The sequence below is a fragment of the Paenibacillus sp. FSL M7-0896 genome (genome assembly GCF_037975415.1).
Classification (GTDB): Bacteria; Bacillota; Bacilli; order Paenibacillales; family Paenibacillaceae; genus Paenibacillus_AQ; species Paenibacillus_AQ silagei.
In genome coordinates this window covers 2,500,101-2,514,628 of the sequence record NZ_CP150250.1, presented here as the reverse complement: position 1 = coordinate 2,514,628, position 14,528 = coordinate 2,500,101, and the positions used below count along the sequence as shown (strand labels likewise).

At 53.8% G+C, this 14,528-nt stretch carries 11 protein-coding genes; 5 read left to right on the top strand and 6 right to left on the bottom strand.

Features of this window, described 5'->3' with window-relative positions; genetic code table 11:
- The first annotated feature begins 32 nt into the window (after positions 1-32).
- The 5 genes from MKY12_RS10480 to MKY12_RS10460 are packed head-to-tail and all read left to right on the top strand — an operon-like array spanning position 33 to position 6,875.
- Positions 33-1,679, top strand: a complete 1,647-nt coding sequence (locus MKY12_RS10480) for an extracellular solute-binding protein (RefSeq protein ID WP_339313702.1) — start codon at positions 33-35, stop codon at positions 1,677-1,679.
- Between the two features lie 39 nt (positions 1,680-1,718).
- The gene (locus MKY12_RS10475; protein WP_339255609.1) at positions 1,719-2,630 is read left to right on the top strand and encodes an ABC transporter permease subunit; all 912 of its coding nucleotides are present in this window, start codon (positions 1,719-1,721) and stop codon (positions 2,628-2,630) included.
- A 19-nt stretch (positions 2,631-2,649) separates the two neighbouring features.
- A complete protein-coding gene (locus MKY12_RS10470) occupies positions 2,650-3,519 on the top strand; it encodes a carbohydrate ABC transporter permease (protein ID WP_339313701.1) in 870 nt (289 codons plus the stop codon).
- A gap of 31 nt (positions 3,520-3,550) precedes the next feature.
- Positions 3,551-5,311, top strand: a complete 1,761-nt coding sequence (locus MKY12_RS10465) for a histidine kinase (protein ID WP_339313700.1) — start codon at positions 3,551-3,553, stop codon at positions 5,309-5,311.
- Positions 5,289-6,875 (top strand): response regulator, encoded by a 1,587-nt coding sequence (locus MKY12_RS10460; protein ID WP_339313699.1) that lies wholly within the window; start codon positions 5,289-5,291, stop codon positions 6,873-6,875. Before MKY12_RS10465 ends, MKY12_RS10460 begins: the two co-directional genes overlap by 23 nt.
- Positions 6,876-7,022: 147 nt before the next feature.
- Here the strand turns inward: MKY12_RS10460 and MKY12_RS10455 are convergent, their stop codons facing one another.
- The 6 genes from MKY12_RS10455 to MKY12_RS10430 all read right to left on the bottom strand — a co-directional run bounded on the left by MKY12_RS10455 (position 7,023) and on the right by MKY12_RS10430 (position 14,514).
- Entirely contained in the window at positions 7,023-7,226 is a 204-nt protein-coding gene (locus MKY12_RS10455; RefSeq protein ID WP_036724896.1) for a hypothetical protein, read from the bottom strand.
- A 31-nt stretch (positions 7,227-7,257) separates the two neighbouring features.
- Positions 7,258-8,424, bottom strand: a complete 1,167-nt coding sequence (locus tag MKY12_RS10450) for a glycoside hydrolase family 27 protein (RefSeq protein ID WP_339313698.1) — start codon at positions 8,422-8,424, stop codon at positions 7,258-7,260.
- Between the two features lie 257 nt (positions 8,425-8,681).
- A complete protein-coding gene (locus tag MKY12_RS10445; RefSeq protein WP_339313697.1) occupies positions 8,682-9,278 on the bottom strand; it encodes a hypothetical protein in 597 nt (198 codons plus the stop codon).
- 11 nt (positions 9,279-9,289) lie between these two features.
- Positions 9,290-10,996: an RICIN domain-containing protein gene (locus tag MKY12_RS10440; RefSeq protein ID WP_339313696.1), complete on the bottom strand. Its 1,707-nt coding sequence runs from the start codon at positions 10,994-10,996 to the stop codon at positions 9,290-9,292.
- 148 nt (positions 10,997-11,144) lie between these two features.
- Positions 11,145-12,788, bottom strand: a complete 1,644-nt coding sequence (locus MKY12_RS10435) for a response regulator (protein WP_339313695.1) — start codon at positions 12,786-12,788, stop codon at positions 11,145-11,147.
- On the bottom strand, positions 12,757-14,514 hold the full coding sequence (locus MKY12_RS10430) for a histidine kinase (RefSeq protein WP_339313694.1): 1,758 nt from the start codon (positions 14,512-14,514) through the stop codon (positions 12,757-12,759). The genes MKY12_RS10435 and MKY12_RS10430 overlap by 32 nt, the downstream gene beginning before the upstream one ends.
- Positions 14,515-14,528 lie beyond the last annotated feature (14 nt).

Below are 14,528 nucleotides of genomic sequence, written 5' to 3'. Positions count from 1 at the left end.
CTAAACAGCATCACATACAGGGAGGTCAATACATGAAGATAAAGTTTGCGAAGCAGGCGTCTATCGCCCTAGTGGCCGGAGTCCTGCTGACAGCTGTTGCCGGCTGCAGTGCGGCATCCGATCCGGGTCAGGCTGCACAGGGGGATCAGGGAAATACCGGGCAACAAGAGGCTACGATTACCTTAGGCCGTGTGGTCGGCTCCGACAACAAATTCAAGAATGGGGAGACCATCGAAAATAATGTCCACACCAAATGGGCCAAGGAGAAGTTCGGCATTGACTTTAAGGTAGATTGGACCGTAGGAACCGGAGATGCTTACACGACCAAGCTCCGCCTTCTGCTTAACTCCAATGAAAAGCTGCCGGATGTCTTCACCCTGAACGATCCGACGCTTGAGAATCAGGTCGTCGATTCCGGCAAGGTGATGGATATCGACGAGGCTTTTGACAAGTACACTTCGCAGCGGCTTAAGGATCTGTACGCCCAGTACCCCGAAATATGGAATACGGTTACTTATGACGGCAAGCATTACGGCCTGCCCACCTTCAACGCCAACAGCTCTTTCAGCGTGCTCTGGATTCGCCAGGATTGGCTGGATACCTTAGGCCTGAAGGCGCCCAAGACTATCGCGGATATGGAAGCTGTAATGGATGCGTTCGTCAACCGCGACCCTGACGGCAATGGGATCAAGGATACCCTCGGATTATCCCTGTCACTCAAAAAAGGCGTCACGGCCGTGAAGGACACCTTCATGGTATCCAGCGATTTCCTGTTCGGACATTCTGCTATCCCTACTTACTGGACAGAGGGGCCGGACGGCAAGCTTCAGTACGGCTCTGTTCAGCCTACAGTCAAGGAGGGCCTGATCAAGCTTAGCGAATGGATGAGCAAAGGCTATCTGGATAAAGACGCCGGGATCATGGATGAAGCCAAGGCGGCGGAGAGCTTTGTTCAGGGCAAATCCGGCATGGTCTTCGGCCCGACCTGGATGGCTTCCTATCCGTTCAGTGCGGATATGACCTTTGATTATGTACCGGTTCCCATTCCTGCAGGCATTGACGGCAAAATGGGCTTTGGCAGTGAACCGCAATCCTCCGTCCGCTTCTATTTCAACAAGGATTTCAAATATATGGAGGCCTTCTTCAACTATCTGGACGCCATCATGGGACCCGGCTTCTACGATCCTTCCTCCGAACTGGCTAACGGCTGGGCCGAGGGCTACGACTATGTCATCGTGGACGGCAAACCGGTCTATGACCAGGACAAAATCCCGGGCGGATGGATTGATGTGAAGAAATACACCATCTACGGCAACGACATTCAGACGCCCAAAAAGGAGCTGGAGGTCATGGCCAAGCTCGGCCAGGGCAAAACACCCGAAACCCCTTACGAAATGTATTTCTCGGCCAGACCGAAGAAATGGGCAGAGGCTGCTGCCGTACTGCAGACTTACATCGACGAAGCTTCCGTATTCGATAAATATACCGGCCCTCCGACAGCAACCATGGCCCAAAAGGGCGAGCTGCTCCGCAAAATGGAAAGTGAAGCTTTCCTGAAAATTATTTACGGGCAAGAATCGCCGGATTCGTTCGACAGCTTCGTGGAGAAATGGAAGTCCTCCGGCGGAGATGATATTACCAAAGAGGTGAACGAGTGGTATCAGGCGCTTAACCACTAGAAGACTTTTGCCAAATGAACCTATAGAGGAGTTGTCCGGATGATGGAATGGAAGAAGAGCAAGACGCGATTTACTCGCCAGCTACCTCTTCATTTGCTCATACTGCCATCTGTAATCTGTCTGCTGATCTTCAATTATGCGCCTATGGCGGGGCTTTTGATGGCTTTTCAGGACTTCAAGCCCCGGCTTGGGTTCCTGCATTCACCATGGGTTGGCTTCGAGCATTTTCAATATATGTTTACTTATCCTGACAGCGTGCAGGTCATCTATAACACCCTGCTTATCGCTTCGCTCAAGATCACGGCCAACATTATAGTCCCGATCCTCTTTGCCTTGCTGCTGAATGAGGTTCGCGCGCTGCTGTTCAAACGGTTCGTGCAGACACTCGTATATCTCCCGCATTTCCTGTCCTGGGTGATTCTGGGAGGGATTCTGACAGATATCCTAGGCAACAAAGGAATTGTCAATCACCTGCTGACGCTCCTTGGCACCGATACTGTATTTTTCCTTGGAGACGGAACCTGGTTTCGGATCACCGTAGTGGTCAGTGATGTCTGGAAGGAGTTCGGCTTCGCCGCAATTATCTATCTCGCCGCCATGAGCGGCATCAATATGTCGCTGTATGAAGCCGCCGAGATCGACGGCGCAGGCCGGTTCAAGCAGACGCTCCATGTCACCTTGCCGGCGCTGGTTCCCGTTATCCTGGTTGTGGGCACGCTCGCGCTGGGCAATATCCTCAATGCAGGCTTCGACCAGATCTTCAACCTGTACAATCCGCTGGTCTACCGTGAAGGAGATATTATAGATACCTTTGTATATAGGGTAGGTCTCATGAACGGCTCTTTCAGCTTCGCGACCGCCGTCGGCTTATTCAAATCGGTCATCAGCTTCATCCTGATCGTTACGGCTTACCGGCTGGCCTACCGGTTCGGAAATTATCGCATCTTTTGAGTAAAGGCAGGCGGAATCTATGTATCGGAAAACAATCTCTTACCGCTGGTTTACAGTGCTCAACACTGCGCTTCTTGCAGTCCTGGCCGTATTATGTATCCTTCCCCTTGTGCATGTTGCGGCCGTATCCTTCAGTTCCAGTGCGGCGGCTACGGCTAATCAGGTGTTTTTCTGGCCGGTCGGATTCACGGCTGAAGCCTACTCCAGAACGCTTACGAATCCCTTGTTTCTGCGTTCCTTAATTCTATCTGTGGAAAGAACGCTCGCCGGAACCCTGCTGTCTATGGCGTTGACCGTTACCGCCGCTTATACCCTGTCGCGTTCATTTTCCGGCAGAAGCTTCTACTCCTGGTTCTTTGTCTTTACCATGCTGTTCAACGGCGGCCTGATTCCAACCTATCTGCTGATCACGCAGCTTCATTTAACCAACACGCTGTGGGTCCTGATTCTGCCGTCTGCGGTGAACGTGTTCAATACCATTCTGATGATGCAATTCTTCCGCGCCATTCCCAAAGAGCTGGAGGAGGCGGCAAGCATTGACGGGGCGGGTTATCTGAGGTCTCTGATCACGATCTATCTTCCCTTGTCGCTTCCCTCCCTGGCCACCTTATCCTTGTTCTCGATGGTCTGGCATTGGAACTCATGGTTTGACGGGCTGATCTATATGACTGATTACCGGCAGTATCCGCTGGCGACATTTCTGCAGACGATCATTCAGAGCGGCGACATGCGCAACACGAACATTGACCCCAGTCAGCTGAAAATTCTGTCGGAACGCACGGTGCGTTCTGCGCAAATCCTGATAGGAGCATTGCCGATCCTGCTCGTCTATCCGTTCCTGCAGAGGTTCTTCGTACAAGGGTTGACGATGGGCGCAGTTAAAGAATAAGATAAGCACAAAACTTAGGAGTCAGAAGCAGATGGGCAACAAGGAACGTAGTCTTTTCTCCAAGCTGGTCGGCTCGCTGGTGTTATTATTGCTGCCTGTTCTGATCTTGTCGGTGTATTCGAGCAGAGTCAATGAGAATGTCATCACCAGTCAGATCAAACAGTCGGGCATCAGCAGGCTATCTACCTTAGCCACACAACTGGACAGTATTATTACGCAGCTGGAGACCTTCACCTACCTCCTGATCCGTGATCCGAACGTCATTGAATTTCAGGATCTGTCCCTGCTGAACTCCAGCTACTACGAACAAATCAGCCGCAAAAAGCTCATTCAGGATAAGTTGTATCTGCAAAGCGCCTCGACGGAATGGATCAATGAAATCACGGTCTATTCGCCGCGTTCAGGGCAGACCATATCTACGGTCAACGGAACCTCCTATGATCTGGAGCGTCTTCAGCGGCTGAGCAAGGACAACTGGAATTTCATTATGGATGACGATCACGGAGATAAACAGGGCACGGTCATCCACTTGACCTTTGAGCCCTACCAGTCCAGCAGCGGCATCGCCAGAGCCAATTCGATCATTGAAATCAGCTTTCACATGAACCATGTGATCCGGATGCTGGAGCAGTTTCAATCGCAGGGAATCGGGGAAGCGCTTTTTTATAAACCTGATGAAATCTTCTTGTCCACGCCCTCTTGCCCGCCTGAGCTTCTCCAGGAGGCTGTATCCGCCTTAAAGAGGACGCAGCTGACGCATGAGGGCAATATCACTCTGGATGTCAGCGGAATTTCCTACCTTCTGTCCTATTCCGATGTGCAGGTGCTGGACGGGTATGTGGTCAACATTGTGCCTTTATCCGAGATTCTGACGCCACTTAGGGTGACCAACCGGTTCGCCTATCTTGTCCTCGGACTGATCCTCATCGTGGGCATTGCCTTATCGTGGCTGCTATACCGGAATGTTCAGGTCCCGCTGCGTGCTCTGGTCAGAGGGGTTCAGCTCATCAAGATGGGACAATATAAGACCAGAATTCCGCTTCAGGCAAATAACGAATTCCGGCTCATTGTATCCAGATTCAACGAAATGTCGGCGCAAATCCAGCAGCTGATCGAGAATGTGCTGGAGCAGCAGCTGCTCACGCATGAAGCTGAACTGAAGCAGCTGCAGTCACAGATTAATCCCCATTTTCTGTATAACAGCCTGTCCTACGTGATCAGCATGACCAAGTTGGAACGGAAGGATGCCGTGCTGCAAATGGCCTATCACCTGTCCGATTACTACCGCTATACGACCCGGGTGGAGAATCAGGTGGTGAGACTGGCGGATGAGCTGAAGAACGCTGCCGATTACCTCAGCATCCACCGGATGCGGATGAGCCGCATCCGCTACAGCATCGAGGTGGCGGACCTCATGCGGGACCTTGAAGTTCCCCGGCTGATTCTCCAGCCGATCGTCGAGAATGCGCTGATTCACGGGATTGAAGCCCTGGAGGGCCCCGGGAGGATAACGATTAGCGGGAGCCTGGACGGCAGCGGATATTCACTGATAGTTGACGACAACGGCGGCACTATGACCACTGGCCGGCTTCAGGAGCTTCAGCAGCTGCTTGCGAACCGGTATGGAGAACGGCCGGAAGCCTGCGGCCTGCTGAATGTGCACCGGCGGCTCCAGCTCCGGTACGGGGCGGATTCAGGGGTGAGGCTGTCGGTCAATGCGGACTCGGGACTGCGGGTAGAGCTGTACTGGACAGAGAAGGCGGTGGAGAATGAAGCTGTTAATTGTGGATGATGAAGAGCACTTAGTGGAGAGCATGACCGCAAGCATTGCCTGGGAGACGGCTGGCATTACCAGCGTATTCTCTGCCTATTCCGGCAAGCAGGCTATGGAGCAGATGGACAAGAACGCCGCAGACATTGTGGTGACCGATGTCCGTATGCCCGGCATGAACGGCATTGAGCTGATCCGGGCGGTCAAGCAGAAGTGGCCGAGGACGGTTAGTATTCTGCTTACCGGCCATGCCGAATTTGAATATGCCCAGCAGGGGCTGAAAGCTAAGGCGGCACATTATTTCCTCAAGCCTGTGAAGGATGAGGAGCTGCTCGCTGCCGTCTCTGATGCGGCCCGTGCGCTGCAGGCAGAACGGGAGCAGATGACTGCCTACGTGCAGTCGCAGGCAATGGTTCACCGCAATCTGCCTATCCTGCGCTCCAACCTGCTGAACCATCTGATCCAGGGACGCATGTGGACTGAACGCAAATTGACAGAGCAGCTCCAGTTATACGGCCTTCCAATCGGATTAGGCGATACGATCTCCCTGATTCTGATCCGCATCGAGGACCCGCAGAAGCGCTACGATCCGTCCGATATGTCGCTTCCGGGCTTCGCTGTTACCAATATCGTGGAGGAGCTGGTGTCCCAGCACTTCAAAAGCTGGAGCTGCGAGGATGTATACGGCCATCTTCTGTTCATTGTGAATGGCGGCGGGGACGCAAGCGGCCGTCAACTGGAGCAGACCGCGGATGAGATGAGGCAGATTGTCAGCCGGCTGCTGCATCTCACGGTCTCGGTCATTCTCTCCCCTTCCGGGACCTTTCCGGCCAGTGTGGAGGAGCTGTATCAGCGCTGCGTAGCCACGGTCCGCTCGCAGATCGGCTACGACAACGACTTCGTCGTTCAGCTCGGCGGTCACCATGTCAAACCGGCCTCCCTGGTGGTCGCTTCCCTCTACTCGCCTCCCTTATTCCCGCATCTGCTTGAGGCCGGGAACTGGGAGGCGGCAAGAGAGAAGCTCCAGGAGGTGTTGCTGGAATGGGGCACGAAGTATAGCGGCTCGCATGAGCATTTATCGGAGATTTATTACGCCTTGAAGTCCGCGTTCTCCTACTTTGTGCATAAGAACGGCGGTCTGCTGACAGACTACCGCCTGCATACGCCGCTTGATATCAGGAGCATCGGAGAACTGGAGTACTGGGCAACGGGCTTGCTGGACAGACTTCAGCATGAGATGAACACTGAGCTGTCCGCCTCCCGTCACTCCGTTGTCGCACAGATTCATCAATTCGTACAGGAGCATCTGTCGGAGGATGTCTCCCTTCAGGCGATCGCCGAATATGTATATATGCACCCAACCCATGTATCCAAGGTCTTCAAGCGGGAGACGGGAGAGAACCTGTCCGATTACCTGCTGCGTCTGCGGATGGAGAAGGCTGTATTCTTGCTGAAGGACAGTAAATACAGAGTTTATGAAATAGCGAACCGCCTGGGATACAAGAACCCCACGTATTTCATCAAGGTCTTCAAGGAGCATTTTGGCGTCACACCCCAGGAATTCAGGGAGAGCACGCTTCTCTAATTGAGATCCCGGTAATTCTGGGCCAAAAAGCCCACCAAAGAGGCAATCGCCTTGACGGTGAGCTTTTTGTCGTTCTATATATGCGAAAAATCCACTACCGGCAAGCACGCGGTCCACAACAGCCTGTTCGCTGCTGTCTTCCGGTGACTAACGGAACAGCACGCATTTCCCCGATTCCCTGAAGTACTTGATCAGCCGCTCAATCGGCTCGCGTCCGCATTTCAGCTGCTCGCCAAGACAGTCAATACACAGGAAATCCTGGGCATTGCGCGTGACCAGCTTCAGGTAAATCGCCACATCATCCGTCATCAGAGGGACCCCGCATTGTCTGCAGGTTCTGTTCATGCTCATACGCTTCTCTTCTTTCTTATCTCTAGACCAATCAGACCAATTTCGCCCGCACGATCAGACAGTCATGGGCTGGAACGACCGGAGCAAACCGTTCTCTGAACACCCCAAGCTCCTTGTGCTCCCAGCAGTCATACAGCGACAGCGATTTGCCGGAGGCATACGGAAGCCCGAAATCCCAGAATTGCAGCGACATCTCTCTTTGACCATCACTCAGATTGAAGAATCCGATCGCGAGGTCACCATCCGCCAGCACTTTGACCAGCATGAATACTTCATTAGTATGGAACCACTGCGGCTCAGGCTTAATGCGGTAAGCTCCGCGGCCCTCGATATCCTGGTTGATGGCAATCAGATCCGGGTTCAGCAGAATGTTCTTGGTCGCTTCATTCGCCTTGCGGATGTCACTGCCGATCATCAGCGGAGAGCCCAGCAGGCTCCACAGCGAGAAGTGCGTCTTGTACTCCACATCCGTGCAGCCGCCGATCTGGCTGCCGATGAAGTCACTGTTGCTGCCCCCGTACATGCCGACTACCAGCATATCCAGATCGTTATGGCAGTAGGCCCCGGTGTAGGCGGCTTTATCAAGCTGTGACAGCGCCAGCGTCTTGATCGATTCCCAGCTGTCCTGGATATCGCCGGTGGAACGGTACATATGCGCGCCGGATTCACGAATCCACTGGTAGACGTTATCTTCACCCCAGTTACATGCGGAGAAAAGAATGTCTCTTCCGCAGTTCTTAAGTGCGAGACTCATCCGCTTATACAGCAGCTCCCCCGACATATGTCTGGGTTTGAAGCAGTAGTCATACTTCAGGAAGTCTACACCCCATTCCGCCAGCGATGCGGCATCCTGGAATTCATGCTCGAAGCTGCCCGGATACCCGGCGCAGGTATGCGTTCCCACACAAGAGTACATGCCGAACTTCAGTCCCTTGGAGTGAATATAATCTGCAACCGCCTTCATTCCGTTCGGGAATTTGTCCGGATCGGCCACCAGCTTGCCATCCTTGTCCCGTTCCTTCAGGCTCCAGCAGTCGTCAATCACAATGTATTCGTACCCTGCATCCTTATAACCGTCCGCCACCAGCGTATCGGCCGCTTCCCGGATCAATTGCTCATTGATATCCCAAGTAAAAGTATTCCATGAATTCCATCCCATCGGCGGCGTTAAGCCAAGCTGTTGCTGTTTGTCCATCATTCGTATTCATCCTTTCGAGTCCATCATTAAATAAATAGTTACCAGCTAGTAGTCATCTGCATAAATGCTGTATTCTTTATGTATTTAATCATACTGGGGCCTTGCATTCTATAGCTTGACGTTGCTTTCATATCGACAAATGTTGCTTTTGAGTGTGATGCTTATCTGCCTCCTTAGCCGCCATCAAAACTGCTTGATCCGTCTCCACTTCTAGACATAGATGGAAAAGGGTATCTTAATTTTCCGTATTCTCAGGATTAGGCGGGAGCAAGTGGATAAAGAGCATCTAATGGGTTTGATTTCGTCACTTTAGTGGAAATGCGCAAAATTAAGTGTTGTTTATCCAACCATTGCCGTAGGAGGAGCCTTTTGTTCACCAGTAAGTGTATAAAAGGCAACTGTTTCCCTCCACACCTTTGCGCCCGGCACTCCAGCCTTCGCCATCCGTCCTCCACACCTCCTCGCCCGCCGTATGTATTCGGTTTTCCGATTACCTTTCGCCCGCGCGCCTCCGCAGCGTCGAATGTAATCGGTTTTTCGATTACATTGAGCCCACGCGCCTCCGCAGCGCCGAATGTAATCGGTTTTTCGATTACCTTTCGCCCACGCGCCTCCCACACGCCGAATGTAATCGGTTTTTCGATTACCTTTCGCCCACGCGCCTCCATCCTGCCCAATGTAATCGGTTTTTCGATTACCTTTCGCCCACGCGCCTCCATCCTGCCCAATGTAATCGGTTTTTCGACTACATTCGGCACTCGCGCCTCCCGCACGCTCAAAAAAGCCCCCTTCCCCCCGCGTGGCAATCCGGTACTGTCCCGGACCGCCCCGCAGAAGGAGAAGGTGGCTCTCACGTCTAACCTTTTTAGTTCACCTGAACCAGCTTCCACTGCTGGTGCAGATCGCCGCGGTAGAGGTTCTGCTGGAGCTTCGCGCCGTCTGCGGTGGAGGCTCCTGTGACTTCCACTGCCTTGTTACTGTTCACATTTAGAATGCTCCAGTAGCCGTTGCTCAGCTTGATGAGCCGGAACTGCTGGGCGGTGTTGTTCAAATCCTGCATCAGCTGGATGGCTTCGCCGTTATTCTTCGTGCCGTTACGCACATCCATCACCTTATTGTCGGAAGAATTCACGCTGCGCAGCCGGTAAATATTATTGTACGTGCCCATATCCGTAACCGTCCATTGCTGAGCCAGCGCGGTGTTCTCCGGCCACTGCTGGAGCTGAAGGGCGTTCGTATTCTGCCCGTTCGGAACGTCAATCGCTTTGCCTGACGCCCGGTTGATCAGCTTATATTTCGCATTGTTGGTGACCCCGTTCCACACCCCATTCCAGGGGTTGAACTGTGCCCGCTCGTAGTACCATTCGAAGATAAAGCGCGCCATGCCGTCCCGGGTGGCGTTGCCGTCATAGAGCAGCCCGCCGTCCGGATCGGCGAAGGAGCTTTTGGGACCGGGATCGAGCAGGAAGCCGTTCATATGGACGGCAATGCTGACATTGCCGGCGGCGGTGAAGATCGCTTTGGTATTCTTGCCGAAGCCTGCATTCGTACCGTTGAACAGATCCCAATACGCGGAGTCGCCCGGCTGGTTCTTGAACCAGGTCGTTTCAGTAATATTGATCGGGTAAGCATCGGCAGCAGGCTTGATGCTGCTATCCCAGATCTGCTGAAGCGAGTTGAAATTGTCATAAGCGCCGTAGCCCGGGTACCAGTGAACGGCATAGCCGTAATTATTCAGCGGGTCAGTCAGCGGACTGGATGCCGTCAGCTGATAATGCTGATCCCAGCCGAGTCCTGAAGCCCAGATCACATTATCCGCGCCCTTGCTGCGGATCGTGGAGATCATGGAGTTCTGGAAGTTCTTCAGCGAATTCCAGAACGCTGCGAAGTTAGGCTGGGAGGGATTGCCGCCCCATTGTCCGTTCACATCGCTCAGCACCGGCTCGTTGACCAGCTCGAACATGACATTATCCGCGCTCTTGAGTCCCGGCTGGGAGGCCAGGTAACCCCAGATCTGATTGAACTTGTCCAGATTGGCCTGGGTGGTCGCCTTGTTGTCCAGCAGGGTGAAGTCCAGCCCCAGTGTGACATACAGCCCCTTCGTCTTCGCATACTCCACATAGGGAATGATCAGATTCTGGGTAGCTGCCTGAAGGCCCGCGAAGTTATACGTTCCTGCTGCGACATCACCCATATCCTCCCGGTCGATGAACAGGCGGACCTGATTCGAGTACCAGCCGTGGCTGTTGCCGTATTTGCCGGAGGTGCTGGTGAAGGTATCCGTGATCTCCTTCAGGTACTCCAGAGTGGCCTTATGCCGGTTCCCGCCGTTGCGGTTCAGATAATAATTGCTGTTCTGATACGTCCAGTAAGCCCCGGTAGGCTGATGCCAGCCGCTTAGCAGCACAGGCTGCCCGCTGCTGTTCACCAGCTGATTGCCGCTTACATGCAGCTTGGGAACAGGCGAACCCTCCCAAGCGTTTGCAGTGCCGCCGCCGGACTGCATCGGCGTCAGCAGCAGGGCCAGCATCACCAGCAGCTTCATGGATAAGCTTAACTTCCTTTTTCTCACAGATACCCATCTCCTTCTCATTTCGTGAAATCGGCGGATGCCGTCTTAATGAAAGCGAATACATCTGAATTGTACTCTGCGGGGAGACGGGCTGAAACCTGTGTGATTATAGTTGATAGACTTACAAATTATAGTTGATAGACTCAGATTATAAATTTACATGCAGAGACTCCCTGTATTCCTGGGGGGTCATTCCCGTTATTTTTTTGAAGAACCGGGTGAAGGAATGGTGGGCCTCATAACCGACATACAGCGCCACATCGCGTATTTTGAGCGTTTCATTTCCCAGCAGCTCCTTCGCCTTGACAGCCCGGCATTGATCGATGTACTCAGACAGGTTAATGCCCTGCTCCTGCTTGAAGAAGCGGGACAGGTACGACGGATTGAAATAATGCAGCTCGGCCAGCCGCACCAGAGACAGGTCTTCGCCCAAATGGCTGTGGATATAATCGCAGATCCGTTCAATAACCTCCGAGGAGCGCTCCTTCTCGGCTGTGCTTCTCCGCTCGAAGAGATCGGAGGCCAGCCTCTCCAGATAATAGATGCCCTCCCCCAGGGAAGAATGCTCGTCCAGCCGCATCAGCTTCCCATATTCATTGACAAGGCCGTAGAGCTCCGAGCGGTTCATATGGGACAGCAGCACAAGGGCAACTGTATAATACAGCTCGGCGGCTTCTTCCACGGAGACGCCCGAATGAATGCCTTCCCGGATCTCCTCCAGCGTCTCAGCGAACCGCTCCCGCCGTCCGGCATCCAGATGGGCCGCAAGATTCTCCACCCGCTGTTGGAGCCGGACCCCAGTCTCACGGACTGCGTCAGACTCCGGCGGACCGCTGCGGTCAATCTGCACCATGGAGATGCCGTCCCCGATCTTCATCTGCTGCAGCCGGTGAAGCCGCTCGTAATGGCGGCCGGTCTCTGTCCAGGCACAGGCCGAGCCGCTGACCGTAAAAGCAACCGGCAGGCCCAGCGTCTGCCGGCAGGATTCCTGGATCATCTCCAGCGTCCCCTCCAGATACCGCGCGAAATTCCCGCCGAAGGCAGCCCCGGCATTATGCAGAGGCTGCAGCAGCCACAGAAGATCCCCGTGCCTGTCAAGCACCCAGGCATGCCGGGTCATCTCCGCCAGATGGGAATTCCAGATCAGCCGGGAAGAGGTCAGAAGCTCACGCCGGTCCATGTAAGAGATGCCCTCCGGGTAGGTAAGCCGTCCAAGAACGAGCATGACCGGGGTATCCGCATTAAGGCTGATACCCAGCTTGCTGAAGTCTGCACGTAACGCATCCGTATCCTTACACAAGGCCTGGCTGTCTTGAAGCAGATGGCGGAGATAATCGCCCTGCGCCGCCGTCTCCATGGAATCGCGCTGCTCCCTGGACTGCTCCAGCAGCTCGCTCAGCATATTGCCCTGTTCAATCTCCTGCAGCACCTCCTGCACCGTCTCAATAATCTTGTCGAAGCCCTCCGTCTTCAGCAGATAACGGGCCCCGGGAAGCTGCAGCGCACTATAGGCATAATCGAATTCACTGTAGCCGGTCAGAAAAACAATCCGTGACCGCGGCCAAAACTCTCGGATTTGCTCAGACATCTCCAGCCCACTCATGCCGGGCATGCGGATATCGGTCAGCACAATATCGATCCGGGTGCGCGAGAGCCACTCCAGGGCCGCTTTGGCCGAATAGACCTTGTAGACATCAAGCTTGTCCGGAAGCAGCTGGTTGAACGCCTCGTATAAGCCGTCTGTTATTATCTCTTCATCATCAACGATCAATAGTCTGTACAAGACCTTCACCTCCCGTCAGCCTAATCCGGATCTCGACCCGGAGGCCGTTTAACATGCTTCTGTCCAGGAACAGGCCGCTGCCTTCCCCGTAGATTAATTGGATACGCCGGTGGATATTGCTCATGCCGGTGACTTCATGCGTTCCGCCGTTCTGATTCAGCCGCCTTCTCAGGGTCTCGATCCGTTCATCGGTCAGCCCACTTCCGTTATCCTCAACAATAATGCGAATCTCCCGTTCCTCCTGTTCAAAAGAAACCCGCAGCTCCCCATCCTCCGCCTGCTTCTCCAGACAATGCTCATAGGCATTCTCGATAAGCGGCTGGAGAATCAGACGCGGCACCCGCAGCTCCTCCATGTCTTCCGGCAGCTCATCGAACTGAACCTGAATGCGCCTGGAGAAGCGCATCTTCTGGATCTCCGTATACATCCGGGAATGGCGCGTCTCCTCCGCAAGCCGGACATTATCCTCTCCGTTACGGGTGATGAACCGGAAATATTCGCCCAGCATGCCGGAGAATTCCTCAATCCGGGAGCTGTCCCCCTGCTTCGCCAGGGCGCTGAGAATGAAGAAGCTGTTATAGAGGAAATGCGGATTGATCTGTGACTGGAGCTGCTTCAGCTCCGCCCGCTGCATCATCAGCTTCTGGGTGTAATCCTGGTCAATCAGCATCCGCAGCCTACTGAGCATCTGGTTGAACCGTAGATACAGATAGCCAAATTCATCCTTGCGGGCATGGTCAATCTGAATATCAAGCGAGCCGCTCTCCATCCGTTTGAAGCTGCGGATCAACACAAGCAGCGGTTTCTGGACGAACTTATAGGTGGCGTAGGAATAGATCAGCACCGCCAGGAAGGACGCCGCCGCGAACAGCCAGGCCCAGACCACGAACTTGGTCAGCGGGCGCTTGACCGCCTTCTCCGGCAAATAGGTAGCAACAGCCATCCCCAGCTTGTCCGAGGTGAAGCTGTCGATATGATACCGGATTCCGTCCAGCTCCCAGTTGTACAGGTTCCCTTCATCGATCGCCTGGTGATAGCTCTCAATCAGCTCCGGGGAGCTGTTCTCTGTGCCGAGTGCATAGTCCGTCAGCCGCGAGACCAGCAGCGAGCCGCTCTCCTCGTACGCGTTAATCGCCCGGAGCGAATCCTTCAGCTTCTCGTTGTCCAGCTCAATCTGCACGATGAAGAGCGGAGGCTCATTCCTCCTGCCGCTGGATTGGGTAACGCTTAGCTCCAGGAAGTTGTTCCAGTTGATCAGCCGGCCTTCTTTTCTGAGATCGACGGACCGGAAGAAATTGAACTTGCTGCTGTCAAAATCATCGATGCCGTTCATCGCGGACAGCGTTTTATTAATGGTACGGATATGAACGAACACATCGCCGATGTAGGCGCTGCTGTTCTTCAGAGAGGTGAGCCGCTGCGAGATGTAGTTCAGGCTCTCCCGCTTTTGAACATCGTCCATGTAATTCCAGGTCACGGCAATCTTGTTCAGCTCGGTATCCTGGGCAAGATCATACTGCTGGATCTCCATCCACTCCACCTCGCGGTTCAGGTCCTCCAGATAATAGGTTAACTGCGACAGGGTCGCTCTGGACAGGTCCTGACTTGCATTCCTGTAGCTCCAGTTGTAGAGGTAGAGTCCCAGCAGCAGAATCGGCAGAATAATAGCAAGATAAGTGACAACCATCCGGATAAAAATCGTGTGGCGCATCGACACCGCAGGAAACTTAAGCATGTGTACCGCCTCCA

Bases quoted from the DNA above. Each gene is read 5' to 3' on its own strand.
- MKY12_RS10480 (WP_339313702.1), top strand. From the start codon at position 33: ATGAAGATAAAGTTTGCGAAGCAGGCGTCTATCGCCCTAGTGGCCGGA.
- MKY12_RS10475 (WP_339255609.1), top strand. From the start codon at position 1,719: ATGATGGAATGGAAGAAGAGCAAGACGCGATTTACTCGCCAGCTACCT.
- MKY12_RS10470 (WP_339313701.1), top strand. From the start codon at position 2,650: ATGTATCGGAAAACAATCTCTTACCGCTGGTTTACAGTGCTCAACACT.
- MKY12_RS10465 (WP_339313700.1), top strand. From the start codon at position 3,551: ATGGGCAACAAGGAACGTAGTCTTTTCTCCAAGCTGGTCGGCTCGCTG.
- MKY12_RS10460 (WP_339313699.1), top strand. From the start codon at position 5,289: ATGAAGCTGTTAATTGTGGATGATGAAGAGCACTTAGTGGAGAGCATG.
- MKY12_RS10455 (WP_036724896.1), bottom strand. From the start codon at position 7,226: ATGAGCATGAACAGAACCTGCAGACAATGCGGGGTCCCTCTGATGACG.
- MKY12_RS10450 (WP_339313698.1), bottom strand. From the start codon at position 8,424: ATGATGGACAAACAGCAACAGCTTGGCTTAACGCCGCCGATGGGATGG.
- MKY12_RS10430 (WP_339313694.1), bottom strand. From the start codon at position 14,514: ATGCTTAAGTTTCCTGCGGTGTCGATGCGCCACACGATTTTTATCCGG.